This is a genomic window from Spirosoma litoris (assembly GCF_054776755.1).
Genome location: NZ_BAAHBI010000007.1, coordinates 1 through 15,782, shown reverse-complemented (window position 1 = coordinate 15,782; position 15,782 = coordinate 1). Strand labels below are relative to the sequence as shown.

Genomic DNA, 15,782 nt, shown 5'->3' with positions numbered 1-15,782 from the left:
TTGTTGTCAAATTGATTTTTTGACATGCATCCAGTTCAGATCAATGTAAATTGAGCCAATTTTGGGCGTAATGAAAATCGGTTGGCCAATATTGCCCCGTACTTATCACAAACTATGAAACAAGTTATCTTTTTCTCGCTGCTCCTGTTGTTGGCAGGCGCCTGCCAGCGAATGTCTGTTCCGATGACAAAGCGGGTGGTGATCACAGGAGTCGATGCCGCCAAAAAGCCCGGCGATGATTTCTTTAGCTATGCCAACGGTATTTGGTACGATACCGCCCGCATACCCGCCAGTCAAACGGGCGTAGGTTCTTATTCTTTCATGAATTACCCACAACGGATACGACTACAAGCGATTCTGGACAGTGTTTCGGCTGGCAAAAATTCGCCCGGAAGCCTGGAACAAAAAGTGGGTGATTTTTATGCGTCGGGCATGGATATGGACGCCATAAACAAACGTGGTTATGAACCGATCACGCCTATAATTGCCAGGATCGACGCTATAACCGACGTTACTTCGCTGTTGAAGCTGGTGGTTGACGAACAGAAATCGGGGGATGGTTCTATTATTGGGTTTAGTGTAGGTCCCGATCAAAAACGAAGTTCAATCAATATTGCTCAGTTTCGTCAGACGGGCATTGGACTACCCGAACGAGCTTATTATTTCAAGACCGATTCGTTGACACTGGGGATTCAAACGGCCTATAAAAACTACCTGACTCGCCTGTTTGAACTGATCGGAACTGAGCCAACTACGGCCAGTAAGAATGCCGCCGTTGCATATGCCCTTGAAAAACAACTGGCGACTGCCCATCGAACAAACATTGAACTTCGAGACGTAAAGGCAAACTACAATAAACTGGCAGTCGCTGATTTGGCGAGTAAACAGCCCGCTCTGCATTGGGCAACGCTGCTAACCGACTTAGGCCTACAGGTTGACTCCATTAACGTAGGACAACCCGCCTATTATGATCAGTTGAATACGTTGTTAACATCTGTTCCCATTGAGGATTGGAAAGTCTATTTGAAAGCCCGTGCGCTGACCAACTATTCGAATTTCTTAAGCCAGCCGTTTATCGATGCGTCGTTTGCCTATGCCAAGATTTTAACTGGGCAGGCCGTTAAACAAACCCGTGCCGAAGAAATGACGCAGGCTGTTGATCGCTCGCTGGGCGATGCGTTGGCGCAGTTGTACGTGAAAAAATACTTTCCGGAATCGGCCCGGAAACGGATGGCGGTTCTGGTCGATAACCTCAAGAAAGCCTTTGAAGCCCGCATCAATCGCCTGGACTGGATGAGCGATTCCACCAAAGCCAAGGCGAAAGACAAACTGCATGCGTTCTCGCAAAAAATTGGGTACCCAGATAAATGGCGGGATTACTCGCACGTAACCATAAGCCGAAACGCTTACTTTGAGAATCGGTTGGCCGCTACGAAAAATGAGTACCTGGACCGGCTGGTTAAAGTCGGCAAAGCTGTCGACAGAACAGAATGGCATACGACACCACCTACTGTTACGGCCTACAACAATCCGCCACTTAACGAAATCGTGTTCCCGGCGGGCATTTTACAGCCTCCTTATTTCGATGTAAATGCCGACGATGCGCTGAATTATGGGGGAATCGGGATGGTGATTGGTCATGAAATAACCCACTCGTTTGACGACCAGGGAGCCCAGTATGATAAATACGGCAACGTGACCAACTGGTGGACCAAAAGCGATTATGCCAAATTCAAAGGGAAAACCCAGCAAGTGATCGACCAGTACAATTCGTTTACAGTGCTGGATTCGGTGCATGTAAAAGGGGCCTTAACCGTGGGCGAAAACACCGCCGACATTGCTGGTGTAGCCATTGCCTATGATGCCTTTAAATTGACCGAGCAAGGCAAAGACACAACTAAACTGGACGGCTTTACCCCTGACCAGCGCTTCTTTATTTCCATAGCCCGAATCTGGCGGGTCAAAACAAGAGACGCCTATATGGGGATGTACGTCAATACGAATCCGCACTCTCCGGCCAAGTGGCGAGTAAACGGGCCACTGATGAATTTCACGCCTTTTTACAAAGCGTTTGATGTTCAGCCCGGCGATAAAATGTATAAACCCGAAAAGGACAGAATAAGCGTTTGGTAAGGCTTAGCTTTAAGGTAGAACCAGTTTAAACTAGAAAATAAAAACTATTCAGCGGTAAAGAAATTCAGAAGGCTTAAATAGGTTCATAGCTAACAACTGTAAGCAGGTGCCGAAGGGCACCTGCTTATTTTTTACTCTTTCGGGGAATTTAGCTTGTTCCCTGCCTGGATAACCGCCTGATTGACGGCACGAATACGCTCTGCTGCCATTTGTTCGACCTTGCGATCGTAAGCAAGTAGCCCGTTTACTTCATGTTCACCATCGGTCGTTTTGGTGTAAATGGCGACACTCAGCCCACGATAACGAATCAACTGCTCTACCTGATCCAGTAAAAAAATATAACGATCGGTCAGCACCGATTTGGTTGGTTCGTATGCATCGGTTGGTTTAGGGATGAATATAATTAGGAGACTATTGAGACCAGTTTTTATTACAAATCCTATGATGGATTGATCCTTCTACAGTTACTCTCTCACTAAAAGCAAATTTTGATTCTAAAATTTTTATATATAATTTTCTTATATATTTTTGTTTGGAAATAAGTCATAACGATCAACTAAAGCCAATGGAATCAGGTAATCAGGAATTTTTACGAGGAACACTGAAAACCATCGTTCTTCGATTGCTGGCTCAACAGGGGCGCATGTATGGATACGAAATTACGCAGGCCGTTGAAGAGCGGACGGGTGGGGAGATCACGCTTACATTTGGCGCGCTCTACCCCGTACTCCATAAACTGGAAGATGAGGGCTTACTCATGACGCAAAGTCTGGAGGTGGACGGGCGATTGCGGAAATACTATCAGCTCACGCCATCAGGGAGCGAGACAGCTGTTCGAAAGGCGGGCGAATTTGAGCGATTTATCCAACTCATGCGATTGATCATCAATCCCACGCCCAATGTAGTCTTCGGGCAATAAACAAACTCTTGCTTTACCAAAGTAGATTCTGTAGATTCTATTGTCACTATTCTGCTGATTATCAGCATATAATTGTCAATTAGAATCAAAAGAATCTCTAGAATCTAAATTGGACAAATACTCTGTTCCCCTTTAGCCCTACACTTATTTATGAACAAACTGTCTCGCGCTCAACTCGATCAAATTGCTCAGCAGTTTCAGCAAACCAATCCGCATCAGGCATTAGAAGCCGAACTACTCGACCATATTGCCTCCCTTATTGAACATCAGATGGATCGGGGACAAACGTTCCCGACTGCGTCTGAACAGGTTATGCAACAGGCTAATTCTCAGTCTATGGCTCAACTAAAACAGTTGTACGTTCGGGAGTTCAGCACCCAGTTACAATCGGTAATGCCTACGATGTCAAAGGCTAGAATTCGGATGAAGCGACGTCCGGCAACCAGGCCCTTTCAGTTTATGCAACTCTCCAGCATTCTCACGTTTCTGCTCTTGATCGGTTTTCTACTAGTCGTAAGCCGCCCTTTGGCCATACCAATGGACGCTTTTCGAACGGCCTGGGGTGCAGCGGGATTAGCGGGCATACTACTCCTTCGATGGTGGCTGACAACCAAGCTTCGCAAATCAAAACGGCCTCTAACTACCTAACCCTTCGCTTAGCTGTCAGCTAGCTATTCATTCTACTTAACCCCCTTTTTCCGATGATTATTCATTACCTCACAGTGGCCAAGCGTCACCTGTGGCAGCATTGGCATGTCAATTTGATTAGCCTACTAGGATTGTCTGTAGGATTAACGAGTGGTTTAGTCATTTTTCTGGTAGTCAATTACATGTTCAGTTTTGACCGCTACCACCCGCATATTGATCGGGCCTATTGGCTAGTGACCGATATCAAAGGAGAAAGAACTATGCCCACAGATGCGGCTCCTCGTCCGCTGGCCGAAGTGCTCCGGCGCGATTATGCATTTGTCGAAAACGCAGTCAGGCTGGAGACTTTTTTCGGGCGTACACTAAGTGTCTCCAATGGAAAGGGCGGCTGGATCAAAAAATTTGCTGAAGCTCGTAATGTCTGCTTTACCGAACCTCAGTATTTCGATCTATTTGGCGTAGAATGGGTGAGCGGCAATCGTAAAACCGCTTTGGCTGCTCCCAACACGATTGTACTGAGTGAACGATACGCGCGTAAATTTTTCGACTCAGCCTCGGCCATAGGACGTACGCTACGACTAGATAACCGCACTGACCTGACCGTAACGGGTATCGTTAAAGATCCCCCCACAAACACCCAACTTCGGTATGATGCCTTTGTGTCTTACGCTACCATTCCCGTATTGGAAGGCCCAACCGCTTTAGACGACTGGAAAGGCTTACAGGCCATGTGCTTTGTACGACTTCGGGAAGGAACCGACCCAATCCTTCTCCATCAAAGTTTACCCCTCATTCGGCGTAAGAATCTACCAGCCAAAGACGTCGACCATTTCGATTACCAGGTTTTACCGCTGGCCGAACTCAATCACGAACGCAGTGGTATGGCTCCCCGGCCAGTTCTCTATGCCTTAATAGGGGTCGGTGTGTTGCTCGTGATGGCAGGTTGCATCAACTTTATCAATCTGGCAACTGCCAGAGCCTTAAGACGAGCCAAGGAAGTCGGGGTTCGTAAAGTAATGGGAAGCACGAACTGGCAATTGGTTGGTCAGTTTATGTTGGAAACGACCCTCCTGGTGATTGGGGCGATGCTGGTTGCCCTACTGTTCACTCAACTGTGTTTACCGTTCATTAATCGTACGTTGGCCGCGACCGTCGATATGCTCCGACCAAACCTGTCCATTCTGGATGTGACTCAGCCTCGGGCTGTAGGCTGGTTCCTGGGGCTACTCATTGGGGTTGTGCTGCTCTCTGGTCTATATCCAGCGTTCGTTTTGGCCCGTTTCAACCCCGCCAAAGCATTGGCTAGCCAATCGACAACGCGGCTAACGGGTAAACTGACTGTTCGACAGGGGCTCATTTGGGGGCAATTCGTGCTGATGCAAATTTTCATTCTGAGTGTGCTCGTCATCACCCTACAACTTCGGCACATGCAGCAGGTCTCATGGGGCTTTCGGCCTGAATCGACGGTAGCCGTTTTTTTGCCCCAACACGGTTCTGCCCCCCTCTCGACCCTACGCGAGAAGTGGGGGCAAATTCCAGGCGTCGAACAGGTGACTTTCGGTAGTGATCCCCCCGCTTCGCCTTATAACCGGCCCGTTCCGTTCAGCTACCATTCGGCTACCGAACCGGAAGCGTTTGACACGCGGCTTCGGGCGATTGATGAGCATTACCTGTCCGTTTTCGACCTATCATTGGTGGCCGGTCGAAACGTCAGATCCACCGACACGACGGGCCGCGATGTATTGGTTAATGAAATGATGGTCAAACAGTTAGGTGTTTCCTCGCCTGCCGCCATCGTGGGAAAACACCTGCGGGTGAAAGATGCCGAACGGGTTATTGTTGGCGTGGTGCGCGACTTTCGAAGTGGCGATTTACACCAACCCATTTTACCCATCACGTTAATTAAGGATATTCCTCATAGCCGGATAGCCATGCTCCGATTGAGTCCAACGGCCTCCAATCAGGCTCACCGGGCCATTCAACAGGTCTGGGATACTGTTTTGCCCGATCAGGTATATCATGCCGAGGCCGTAACCGATCTACTGGAAAACTTTACTGAACTCGAGCGGTTATTGGCCGCTTTTGTCCAAGCCTTTGCGCTGGTTGCTATCGGATTAAGCTGCCTGGGCTTGTATGGGCTGGTTACGTTCCTCACGGAGACAAAAGCAAAAGAAATTGGTGTTCGTCGCGTATTAGGCGCTCGAACCGGACAACTGCTTTGGCTGTTGGGACGCGAGTTTGGCAAGTTATTAGGTCTGGGCTTCTTACTAGCTGCACCAGTGGGAGCCTGGCTGCTATCGAATTGGTTACAGCAATATACGCATCGAATCTCGATCAATGGTTGGTTGCTAGCCGGTACTTTCCTTTTAACGGGTCTGATAACCGGCCTGACTGTCTCGCGGCAAGCACTGAAAGCGGCTCGTGCCAATCCAATTATCTATCTAAAAAGCGAATAATCTGATTTGTTTCGATTGGTTGAGTATTGATCATCAACCTCCCTCCGGCTTCTCGTTTATCTATTCCCTTTTCCTGTATAGGTAGAAGCGATGTATTAGCGAAAAGCCGCGAGCGCAGGTATCGCTCAGCTATGGTAACGCGAGTCAGCTAGGCCACAAACACAATGGGGGCAACTGGAAGCGCATGTCCGAATTAAAGAATCTTGTACTCTACGTTCTAGTCACGGATATTATTGCTGTAGAAGTCTGTTTATGAAGCTAATCGTACTTCATGGATATATGTTGCTTAGTCTGCTTGTGCAACAGACTTGGGCTCAGTCAGGATTGAGAGGTGATTACTACGTTGGAACGAATTTTGAACAGAAAGCCTTCTCCCGAATCGATCCAGCCATCAGTTTCAACTGGGACAGACGTAGTCCAGGGAAGGGACTTTCCCGCTCCTACTATTCGATTCGTTGGACGGGTAAACTGCTGGCTCCTACTACGGGAGAGTATCTGTTTTTTGCTAAAGTGAATGACGGCATTCGGGTTTGGGTCGGCAATAAGAAGGTGCTGGATTCCTGGCAACTGAACTCGTATAAACATTATCGTGGCAGCATCGTGCTGGAAGCAGGCCACTATTATGATCTCCGGGTGGATTATTTTAACGCCATCGAGTGGGGCGAAATTGAGCTTTACTGGAAGCCACCGCCAACGGCCAAATCCGCCTTGAATCCATTTGCCGAAAGTGGGGAACCAATCGCTGCGCAATATTTTTTTGAGAAAGCTCCACTAGTTACTAAACCGATTAGCACAGCCGTTACCAAGCTATCAGCCGTTGTTGCAACGACTCCCAAACAGATACTATCTGCAAAACTAAAATTCGCAAAACCGAAACCGATTTCCGCACTAATACCACCAAAAAAAATAACGGCGGTATTAGTTAAAGATACGTCAGCAACCGTGTCCATCATCCATCGGTCGGATGCTGAACCGCCAGCAGCGATCACGCCCGGAGTTCCCTTGATTTTACGCACTGTGCAGTTTGAGCAAAGCAGCTATGTATTGCTGCCCGAAGCATCGACTGAGTTGAACCAACTGATTCAATCCATGAAGGCTAATCTACAGTGGCACATCCATATTGCTGGCCACACAGACAATGTCGGTGATCCTCGGCTGAATCTGGCCTTATCCGAGTATCGGGCGAAAGTAGTTGCTACCTACCTGACCCAACGGGGAATAGCTGATGATCGGATCACCACAGAGGGGTTTGGCAGTAAAAGGCCCCTTGGAGACAACACGACGGAAAGCGAACGGAGCAAAAACCGTCGCGTAGAGATTACTATTCGCTGATCTTTGTTTGCCCTTCTATTGAAGGACACCAACCAGAACCAATTCTTCTTATCTAGTACTCGTTCCATTTAGTTTCTATAGATTCTTTGGATTCTATCGTCTTTGATTATCAGTACAATAGGGCCAACCGCGCGGGCGGCCCCGAGAATCGATATAATCCCCTAGAATCTAGTTTGCCAAAGCACTAGATTGAATCCAAGCCTTTTAAATGGAAGAAGCCATTTGTTTATTATAGGATAAAAGTTGATTCACTAAACGCCCGAATTATAGACACCCCCTCGTCTTAGGCAGGAGCAATTACTGAGCGTGGAGGGCGATCTACCGTAAGCTACGCCCAGTAGGGGAACGATTCCTTTTTCGGTCAGCCATTAGTAGCGACTGCTCCATTTTTTGGGCTTCATCCCAAAATGCGCTTCGAACAATCGCCCAAAATGACTTAAGTTGCTGAATCCTAATCGGTAGCCTGTTTCCGATACCGTTAGCCGTTCGTCTTTTAATAGGCGGGCGGCTTCCTGCATGCGAAGATGCTGGAAATAGCCATACAGCCCTTTCCCAAAAACCTGAGTAAACAACTGCCGTAGTTTCAGTTCATTCATGCCACTTCCTTTTACTAACTCCTCAATGGGTATGGGCCGATCCAGGGAGGAAGCCAGGGCATTTCTGACGGTATAAATCGCATCGATCTCCTCCGGGCGCATCGGATGATGGATGGTCGACTCCCGACGGGAAAGGTTGTTGAATAAAACGTACAGCAGATCAAGGGACTTCGTTCGATAATAAAACGCTGACAGTGCTACATCGGAGGGGGCATTGACCACCTCGTCAACCAGTAACGCCATTTGAGGGGACATAAAATCTTCAATCCAGAAGGTGTTTTCCTGCTCAAACAGATAACTAAACCGGTGCTGATCGTTTCCCAGGAACTGCTGCAGATAAGCGAGCTCAATCAGGATCGTAATCTGTTGGATACGGGATCGCTTCGGAAAACGGATCTCACTGGACAGTTGGAGCGGCATCACTCGTACGTGGGGCTGTTCCTGACTTACCTCATCGACTCCTTTCGTTCGGTCAGAAACGATATTCTGAAAGGTGATCAACAAGCCCTGCTCCAGTAGGGTGATTGGATCTCTGCGAAATGAAACCGCTTCCCTGGAGACTAATGAACGAACCATGACCATCATGTTGGGAAGTAGATCGACAATCTTTAGTTCGTGAAGATCCAGTAAGGCTAACTCCTCCAGATGGGTACTCATGGGAATGCCCAATCTGACCGCTAGTTCAAGCATTGTTTGCTGGTTGTGTGCTAGAGCCATACTTATGGACTATTTTTCCTAGTCAATCGACTATTTTGTTCGTAAAGGTGTAAAGAATTTTGTAGCAGAAAAACAATTGGTATCAATCATGAAAAAACGCATCCTCATTTCAGGGGGCGGCATAGCGGGTCTAACGGCCGCTAACCTCTTGCAAAAACAAGGTCACCAGATCATTGTCGTCGACAGAGCAACCGAATTTACTCAGGCTGGCTTTCTGCTTTCTTTAAAAAGTTTTGGGGTCACCATTATGGAAGAATTGGGGCTGAGCCAGCAACTGCTGGAGGCCTCCTCACCGGCCGAGTTTATGAACTTCCTGGATTCGGATGGACAACTGATTCGTAGTGTGAGTTATCAGAAGATGAATCAGCAGATCAATCAATCGATCCGCCTAATCACTCGGGGCGGACTTCATCACGTACTTCTCAATGCCATTCAGGATAAGGTAACCATTCGGTTAAATACCCGTGTTGAACAAGTCGAACAAACTGGACAGACCGTAAACGTCACCCTATCAAATGGCCAATTGATCGAAGCCGATCTTCTTCTGGTTTCAGAAGGATTACGATCCACAACCCGGAACCGCTATATGGCCAATAGCCATGTAGAAGACTTCAATGTATTCTATATGGGTGGTCGACTGAACGAGAAGCACACCTATCCTGTGGGTACCTTCAAAACGTTTATCGACGTCAACAAAAGTTTGGCCATCTATCCCATCAGTGCTGATGAGTTGGCTATGCAGTGTTATATCTACAATACAGATGAAGTAGCCAACATACAGGCCAAGGCGGACCACCTGTTGAAGGAAACTTTCAAAGGGTATGGTCGCGAGGTGCAACACTTGATTGAGCGCTTCTTACAACATGGGCTGCTCTTTTCGGATAAAATGGGGATGGCTCATGCGCCCAATCTAATCAATAAGCGGATCGTTCTGATTGGGGATGCCGGGTACTGTCCTACAGCCCTGTCCGGCATGGGCGCTTCCTTATCGCTTTACGGCGCTAAAGCACTGGCGCATTTTATTAGCCAATCACCCGATGATATCAACCTGGCTTGTCAGCACTACAATGCGTTGCTGCAGCCGATCATTGAGAAATTTCAGGGCAATGCCCGAAGTAATGCCGAAACGTTTCTACCCCAAAATGCAGCTAGTTTGAAGGCGTTCACCACGTTCTTTGGCACCTCATCCGAAGCTGATTTATATCAGCGCATGACCGCACAGCTGGTGTTAACCGATGACCAACTTCATTTTGTCGATAATAGCTAATTCGATGGAAATCAAAGCGATTTTGTCGATCCTGGCAGGCGTTTTTTGTATTAGCTTTTTAAGTTCCGTTTTCGCTTATCTACAAGGGATGCTTTATCTCAAAGCGAATAAACTGTAAGGCAAACCCTCGGGAAACACCTTTGCAACCATTCAGTTTTGTATAAAATTAGGTTGTGTTTATAGTAGTTGTATGGTGGGGGTATGGTAACGACCAAGATCCGCAAAACGATCAAGGCCAATTACGTCGATGGTTGCAGGGTTACACCTATAAAGCGGATCTACCCTAGTGGGTCTTTGCGGGCTCCGGTGTGTTGTCGCTCAGCCTTGCTTTTGTCACTATCAGTTATCAGAGTATAAACGTGGCGTTAATAAACCTAGTAAAAAGTTTGTGAAACGAATAAACAGGCAAGCTTCCCGATTTTAAAAGCGTTGATTTATGCTCGATACTTTTTCCTTTTCCGTTTTACAAATCGCCCTATTGAAAGAAGCCGATATATGAACGATCGTTCGTATTATTGGGGAGGATTTATTGCGACGAGGTTAAATGGAGGTTAAAACTAAGACCGACCTTTGCTGTTTGTTCTGTTAGCTCAGTTGTTTGTTACTACTTTACTAAATCCTCGTGACGATCATTGATGACTATCAACTATTCCGATCAACTGCCCAGCGGACCCCTGAACGACTTCGTCTTTACTTTTTGGAAGACCCAGAATAACACCGACATAGATAGCCATTATACAATAGTGCCCGACGCGGGTATCGAACTGATTATCTCACTTCAACCGGATCGACCTAACCAAATGGACCTCTTTGGTCTATCCACTTATATACTTGATATCACCATCCCCAGTGGAGGGGTCTTATTCGGGGTGCGCTTTAAACTCTTAGCGGTTGAATACTTGCTTAAAACTACTTTGCCAACCAATTCCAGTCAAAAGCCGCCAACGAATTTTGGGGCTGTGGAGCTGCATGCCGAAACACCATTGGATAAGTTTGTCGATTCAATGAGTGAGCTGCTAGAGCAACAACTCAATTGGTCAATCATAGACCCAAGAAAACGCAAGCTTTTAGAGTGCGTCTATCAGTCTAAAGGAGCCGTTTCGGTCCATGCCTTAGCTCTTGAAACCGGTTGGGCCGCTCGCCAAATCAATCGGTATTTCAGGACTAGGTTTGGCTTACCGCTAAAAGAATATTTAGAACAACTTCAGTTTTTTTCTTCCTTAGCGCAGATTGGTCAGGGGGAGTTTTACCCTCAGGCGTATTATTATGATCAGTCTCATTTTATCCGACAAACCAAAAAACATACGGGTAGTACGCCCAAACAACTCTATCAGCAACGAGATGCCCGATTTGTCCAATTAGGCCACTATACCCAGGACTAGTTTTGCTCGAATGTGGAGACCCTATAGGTGTGCTGCTCACTCAAATGAAGAAGGAATGATACTGATTTCGATCATCAATCCCTCAAAGTGAAAATAAAACCCAAAGGTATTTCTTATTTTCTTGGGCTCACTCTCAAACACCACAGCTTCTGCCTGAAGTTTGTCATAAATAGCGATTACCGATTCCCGATTCGGTTGATAAAAGCCAATATGGAAATTTTCTGGGTATTGTACGGTTTGCACCTTGTTGAGTTTTGAAGACCATACAACCAAGGCAAACTCATCGGTATTGGTCAATACCGCAATCATATCTTTTCGATTATTAATGCATTTGAAACCGAAGTGGTTTTCAAACAGGCGGATTGCTTTGGGAACGTCGGTGACGACAATATTGATGTGATTCAGTTTCATGTTCGTTGTCTTTACGTGATGGCACAAAATTGTTCTTTCGCCATCGCTGTAAATTGGACAAATCGGACAATTTGACGGGCGTTTTTAATTTTATCAAACGTTACATTCTTGAAGTAAATGCACGATGATTCGTTCGTCTCGCTTGGGAGCATTTTTGTAGGAAAACGTCGTTCACCGTAGTTTGCTGAGTAATGCGTAGATTAGCTACCTTAAGTAGCCCAATTTGCCAAGCCACTTCCTGATGACCAACCCACAAGCACTCAGCCGGATCTACCTTACCCTGGTTCCCTTTTTAGCCGCTGCTGTGGCGTTAGCAATCGGCCACAGCAAACCCCAACTCTATCTACCCATCTGGCTAGTTCATGTCCTACTGATGATCATTGCCGTTTGGCGTTTGGGAAATAATAGCCTAACTAGCCTCGATCCTCAACAAAGGCAACGAGGTGCCATTGCTTTACTCGTGATCATCCCTTGGATCTTTTTTACCGTGTTCGCGGGCATGGGACCTCCGCCTACTTCTATTCCCGACTGGGTGGCCACCGCTACTGAACAACAGATTCGCTATGCATTGTTACTAGCAGGAGGAATTTCAATCACGGCTGGACTCGCCTTACTGGCCAACCAACTTCGGCAAAGTGGTGAGAAGACGTACTGGTTACTTGGCTTACTGGCTATGGGTATAGCGCTTCCTTTATTTATCCTCAACATGGTGTATTGGGGGAGCTTTTTAGTCGAATCGTTCACCCACTTTTCAGCGGTCTCCATCGCCAAGCGACCCGATTGGTATTTGGCTATGCGAGCCCTGTTTACGTGGATCAGTGGGGTGGAGGTTGCCCTATTTTATTTGGCTACCGCTGGTTTTGCACAAGCCCTACAATCGGTTGGTTGGTTCAAGCCCAGCGCTTGCCGGCTTTATCTGATCTTCAGCCTGGTCGGCGCTTTGCTGAGTGTGTTGCCCTCCTTTTCGGTTGAACTATTGGTGATTGCCACCTACTTAGTCTCTATTCCTGCTTTCCCCTTCATTATGCCCTATTTGATGGCGCTTAATTTGTTGAATTTAGCTAATCGTACACTTACTATAGTTAAATAAAGCGAATCTATATGTGCAGCCAAGATAAGCAGAGGCTGTAGGGTTAGTGCTTTGAATCTGGCCTACTTTAGGTTTCCTAAAAGTATAGGTGGTTTATTCCTTTCAGTTGTTCGCTGCTACCTATAGCGGCTTTACTATAGACCATTTTACTCAACGTTAAACAACCTCTTAATCAAAAAGCGGCTCATTCTGGCCGCTTTTTGATTGATAACGATCTATGCCTTAAGATTGATCAAGATTGAATAAATGTCAGCAGGCTAGCTATTTAGATTAGGCATTTTGTTCCCAGCTCCAATGTCATGACTACCACCCGTAACCAGGGTCGTTTTGTTTCTTAACGTTGACATGTGATTGAAAATGAATGCGTTTGAACTAAATAATTAAGGGTGAAGTATAATTGAGCCGGTTGTTCGGCCCGCTTCCAGATCCTGATGGGCTTTGGATACCTCCGTTAAGGGATAACTAGTAGGCTTAATCTCTCCAAACACACCACGGCGAAAAGCCTCAAATAACTCTTCTACCGCTGTATTCAGACTTTGTTTGTCGGGTAGATATTGGCTAAGCGCCGGACGGACAAGGTTAATTTCTTTGGCTTCGAGATAAGCGGTGTCAATTTGGGGTGTACCAGACGCACCGCCATACAGAACAACAGTGCCCTTTTTTTGTACGACTTGAGTTGATATGCCGAAGGTCGCTTTGCCTACTCCATCAAATACCGCTTGAACCCCTTGGTCTTTTGTGAAGGAATTGACTTTCTCAATTGTATCCTCCGAATCGAGCGCAATGACCAGGTCTACTCCCTGGCTTTGTACCTGGGCTTTTTTTGACGCAACGCCTACCGTGCCGATGACGGTAGCTCCTAACGATTTGGCCCATCTGCTTACGAGAGACCCGACTCCGCCCGCTGCGGCATGAACCAGAACGGTATCACCGGCTTGTATTGAATAAGCCTCTTTAACCAACATCCGAGCTGTAAGGCCTTTCGCCAGTAGCGAAGCGGCTTCGTCAAAGGATACATCTTCGGGTAATCGGATCAACTGGTCCTGATGAATCAATCGCTTTTCAGCATATGCTCCCAGAGAAAAGTAATACGCAACCCGGTCACCTATTTTCCACTCGGTGACACCGCTACCGACGGCTTCAACAACCCCCGAGGCTTCCACGCCGAGAGTAGCCGGGAGCTGGTTTAGAGGAAAGCTGCCATTTCTAAACAGGACATCAACAAAATTGAGCGCTATAGCTTTCTGGCTGATTAAGACTTCATGTTCGTTGGGGGCAACAACGGTTTCGCTGACATACTCAAATACAGCGGGCGACCCTTGCCTGCTGATGCGAACAACCCCACTTTTGTCTGTAGTTTTCATTGTTTTGCTCTTGTTTTGACAGGCCAAAATTGGGGTTATTCAAACGGAGCTCTCTTGACAAACGCAGCAAATTCGGCTTGACATTTGTCAATGTACAGTACGATCGAACCATTCGTAATTGTGCGTCGCTGACGATTTGATTACTTTTACCCGTAGCTACTGTTTCACGATCGGACGGATGAATACGCCTTCTATGACTACCTACGGACCTCTTTTTGACTACATTGAATCTAAATCCTCACTTATATTAAGCGATTCAGAAAAAGAACTGATCCAAAAAACGTTTAAGGAGAGACACTTACGAAAACGTCAGTATTTGTTGCAGGAAGGAGACGTATGTAAGCACATGGCCTTTATCGTCAATGGGGCCGGGAGAATGTATACGATAAAAGAAAATAGCCAGGAATCGATTATTCGACTGGCTATTGAATCGTGGTGGCTGGGCGATTATGAGAGCTACAACCTGCAGACACCGTCGCTTTATTATATCGATATGACCGAGGACTCGAATGTTCTTCTGGTGACCAATGAAGGTTTGCAGGAGTTGCTGAACGTGGTACCTGCCATTGATCGAATGATTCGGGAAATTGACCGAAAAGGAACAATTGCTACTCAAAAGCGCCTTCAATCGTCGATTAGCCTCGATGCAGAAGAGCGATATGAGTTGTTGGCTAGAACATATCCTGAGTTTATCCGACGCTTTCCACAAAGTATGATTGCTTCCTACCTGGGCATATCGCCCGAGACCCTAAGCCGCATCCGGAAAAAACAGTACTCGGGTAAGGATTAAACGACCTGAGATCTTGTCAAGCTAGTACTCGTCCAATTTAGCTTCTATAGCTTCTTTGGATTCTATTGTCTTTGACTATCAGCACAATAGGGCCAACCGCGCGGGCGGCCCCGAGAATCTATAGAATCCCCTAGAATCTAGTTTGCCAAAGCACTAGGCGTTTTCCGGAGTGTCTAAAAAAAGGTGAAGCGACTTTATTTTGTGATTATCAATAAGGGCAACATCCATTCCAGAAGCGACCATAGGTTGACCCGGAATGCCAAGTCGCCAGGAGATATGTTGCACCTGATGGTTCACTTTGGCTGGGCTGGTCAATTCAAATTGGAATTCGGATGGCCATTGGGCCTGTAATCCTGAAATTACCTCATTGATGGCCGAGTAACCGGTAATGGCGGGGCCTCCGTTTGTTTCGTAAAAGACAATATCAGCGGCATAAATCGCTTTCATTGCTTCCAATCTATTTTCTGCGTTTCGGTCATTCCAGATGACGAGCAGACTGTCTTCCAAAAGTGTTGCTGATAGGTCCATAATTGCCTGTTTTTGATAGGTCAAAAGTAGCAGGTGTATACGTGAATATGCATTGACCTATATCACGAAAACGAATTGACTAATGTCAATCAGGTTAAACGCATTTAAAAAAGGGTAAGAATGTTAAGCAGATACTGGTCATCCCAACC

14 protein-coding genes are annotated in these 15,782 nt (G+C 46.7%); 9 read left to right on the top strand and 5 right to left on the bottom strand.

Translation table 11 applies throughout. The features are described from left to right. The first annotated feature begins 114 nt into the window (after nt 1–114). The gene (locus ACYVGR_RS03890) at nt 115–2,133 is read left to right on the top strand and encodes a M13 family metallopeptidase (RefSeq protein ID WP_460953968.1); all 2,019 of its coding nucleotides are present in this window, start codon (nt 115–117) and stop codon (nt 2,131–2,133) included. Between the two features lie 131 nt (nt 2,134–2,264). Here ACYVGR_RS03890 and ACYVGR_RS03885 read toward each other — a convergent pair whose 3' ends face one another. Further along, on the bottom strand, nt 2,265–2,489 hold the full coding sequence (locus tag ACYVGR_RS03885) for a hypothetical protein (protein ID WP_460953967.1): 225 nt from the start codon (nt 2,487–2,489) through the stop codon (nt 2,265–2,267). A gap of 209 nt (nt 2,490–2,698) precedes the next feature. Between ACYVGR_RS03885 and ACYVGR_RS03880 the strand changes: the two genes are divergently transcribed. The 4 genes from ACYVGR_RS03880 to ACYVGR_RS03865 all read left to right on the top strand — a co-directional run bounded on the left by ACYVGR_RS03880 (nt 2,699) and on the right by ACYVGR_RS03865 (nt 7,488). Next, nucleotides 2,699–3,052 carry a PadR family transcriptional regulator gene (locus tag ACYVGR_RS03880; RefSeq protein ID WP_460953966.1) on the top strand — a complete coding sequence of 118 codons (354 nt, stop codon included), beginning with the start codon at nt 2,699–2,701 and terminating at the stop codon, nt 3,050–3,052. Nucleotides 3,053–3,202: 150 nt separating this feature from the next. Then, nucleotides 3,203–3,700, top strand: coding sequence for a hypothetical protein (locus tag ACYVGR_RS03875; protein ID WP_460953965.1), 498 nt, complete (start codon nt 3,203–3,205; stop codon nt 3,698–3,700). A gap of 53 nt (nt 3,701–3,753) precedes the next feature. Continuing rightward, complete coding sequence (locus tag ACYVGR_RS03870; protein WP_460953964.1) at nt 3,754–6,156, top strand: ABC transporter permease; 2,403 nt, start codon at nt 3,754–3,756, stop codon at nt 6,154–6,156. 252 nt (nt 6,157–6,408) lie between these two features. Then, the gene (locus tag ACYVGR_RS03865; protein WP_460953963.1) at nt 6,409–7,488 is read left to right on the top strand and encodes a PA14 domain-containing protein; all 1,080 of its coding nucleotides are present in this window, start codon (nt 6,409–6,411) and stop codon (nt 7,486–7,488) included. A 368-nt stretch (nt 7,489–7,856) separates the two neighbouring features. Here the strand turns inward: ACYVGR_RS03865 and ACYVGR_RS03860 are convergent, their stop codons facing one another. Beyond that, a complete protein-coding gene (locus ACYVGR_RS03860; protein WP_460953962.1) occupies nt 7,857–8,801 on the bottom strand; it encodes a helix-turn-helix transcriptional regulator in 945 nt (314 codons plus the stop codon). Between the two features lie 88 nt (nt 8,802–8,889). On the opposite strand from ACYVGR_RS03860, the gene ACYVGR_RS03855 reads away from it, so the two are divergent. Together ACYVGR_RS03855 and ACYVGR_RS03850 are read left to right on the top strand one after the other, a co-directional pair. Beyond that, nucleotides 8,890–10,068: an FAD-dependent oxidoreductase gene (locus tag ACYVGR_RS03855; RefSeq protein ID WP_460953961.1), complete on the top strand. Its 1,179-nt coding sequence runs from the start codon at nt 8,890–8,892 to the stop codon at nt 10,066–10,068. A 635-nt stretch (nt 10,069–10,703) separates the two neighbouring features. Continuing rightward, the gene (locus ACYVGR_RS03850) at nt 10,704–11,450 is read left to right on the top strand and encodes a DUF6597 domain-containing transcriptional factor (RefSeq protein ID WP_460953960.1); all 747 of its coding nucleotides are present in this window, start codon (nt 10,704–10,706) and stop codon (nt 11,448–11,450) included. Nucleotides 11,451–11,486: 36 nt separating this feature from the next. On the opposite strand, the gene ACYVGR_RS03845 is transcribed toward ACYVGR_RS03850, so the two are convergent. Continuing rightward, nucleotides 11,487–11,861, bottom strand: coding sequence for a VOC family protein (locus ACYVGR_RS03845; protein ID WP_460953959.1), 375 nt, complete (start codon nt 11,859–11,861; stop codon nt 11,487–11,489). Between the two features lie 241 nt (nt 11,862–12,102). Between ACYVGR_RS03845 and ACYVGR_RS03840 the strand changes: the two genes are divergently transcribed. Next, entirely contained in the window at nt 12,103–12,951 is an 849-nt protein-coding gene (locus ACYVGR_RS03840) for a hypothetical protein (protein ID WP_460953958.1), read from the top strand. A 380-nt stretch (nt 12,952–13,331) separates the two neighbouring features. On the opposite strand, the gene ACYVGR_RS03835 is transcribed toward ACYVGR_RS03840, so the two are convergent. Then, nucleotides 13,332–14,315 (bottom strand): quinone oxidoreductase family protein, encoded by a 984-nt coding sequence (locus tag ACYVGR_RS03835; RefSeq protein ID WP_460953957.1) that lies wholly within the window; start codon nt 14,313–14,315, stop codon nt 13,332–13,334. 178 nt (nt 14,316–14,493) lie between these two features. Between ACYVGR_RS03835 and ACYVGR_RS03830 the strand changes: the two genes are divergently transcribed. Further along, complete coding sequence (locus tag ACYVGR_RS03830; RefSeq protein ID WP_460953956.1) at nt 14,494–15,105, top strand: Crp/Fnr family transcriptional regulator; 612 nt, start codon at nt 14,494–14,496, stop codon at nt 15,103–15,105. 153 nt (nt 15,106–15,258) lie between these two features. Here the strand turns inward: ACYVGR_RS03830 and ACYVGR_RS03825 are convergent, their stop codons facing one another. Further along, nucleotides 15,259–15,633 (bottom strand): nuclear transport factor 2 family protein, encoded by a 375-nt coding sequence (locus tag ACYVGR_RS03825; RefSeq protein WP_460953955.1) that lies wholly within the window; start codon nt 15,631–15,633, stop codon nt 15,259–15,261. Nucleotides 15,634–15,782 lie beyond the last annotated feature (149 nt).

What these genes read in the sequence shown, in the direction of transcription:
- ACYVGR_RS03845 (WP_460953959.1), bottom strand. Translation starts at nt 11,861, where the DNA reads ATGAAACTGAATCACATCAATATTGTCGTCACCGACGTTCCCAAAGCA.
- ACYVGR_RS03840 (WP_460953958.1), top strand. Translation starts at nt 12,103, where the DNA reads ATGACCAACCCACAAGCACTCAGCCGGATCTACCTTACCCTGGTTCCC.
- ACYVGR_RS03865 (WP_460953963.1), top strand. Translation starts at nt 6,409, where the DNA reads ATGAAGCTAATCGTACTTCATGGATATATGTTGCTTAGTCTGCTTGTG.
- ACYVGR_RS03860 (WP_460953962.1), bottom strand. Translation starts at nt 8,801, where the DNA reads ATGGCTCTAGCACACAACCAGCAAACAATGCTTGAACTAGCGGTCAGA.
- ACYVGR_RS03875 (WP_460953965.1), top strand. Translation starts at nt 3,203, where the DNA reads ATGAACAAACTGTCTCGCGCTCAACTCGATCAAATTGCTCAGCAGTTT.
- ACYVGR_RS03850 (WP_460953960.1), top strand. Translation starts at nt 10,704, where the DNA reads ATGACTATCAACTATTCCGATCAACTGCCCAGCGGACCCCTGAACGAC.
- ACYVGR_RS03830 (WP_460953956.1), top strand. Translation starts at nt 14,494, where the DNA reads ATGAATACGCCTTCTATGACTACCTACGGACCTCTTTTTGACTACATT.
- ACYVGR_RS03880 (WP_460953966.1), top strand. Translation starts at nt 2,699, where the DNA reads ATGGAATCAGGTAATCAGGAATTTTTACGAGGAACACTGAAAACCATC.
- ACYVGR_RS03825 (WP_460953955.1), bottom strand. Translation starts at nt 15,633, where the DNA reads ATGGACCTATCAGCAACACTTTTGGAAGACAGTCTGCTCGTCATCTGG.
- ACYVGR_RS03855 (WP_460953961.1), top strand. Translation starts at nt 8,890, where the DNA reads ATGAAAAAACGCATCCTCATTTCAGGGGGCGGCATAGCGGGTCTAACG.
- ACYVGR_RS03835 (WP_460953957.1), bottom strand. Translation starts at nt 14,315, where the DNA reads ATGAAAACTACAGACAAAAGTGGGGTTGTTCGCATCAGCAGGCAAGGG.
- ACYVGR_RS03890 (WP_460953968.1), top strand. Translation starts at nt 115, where the DNA reads ATGAAACAAGTTATCTTTTTCTCGCTGCTCCTGTTGTTGGCAGGCGCC.
- ACYVGR_RS03870 (WP_460953964.1), top strand. Translation starts at nt 3,754, where the DNA reads ATGATTATTCATTACCTCACAGTGGCCAAGCGTCACCTGTGGCAGCAT.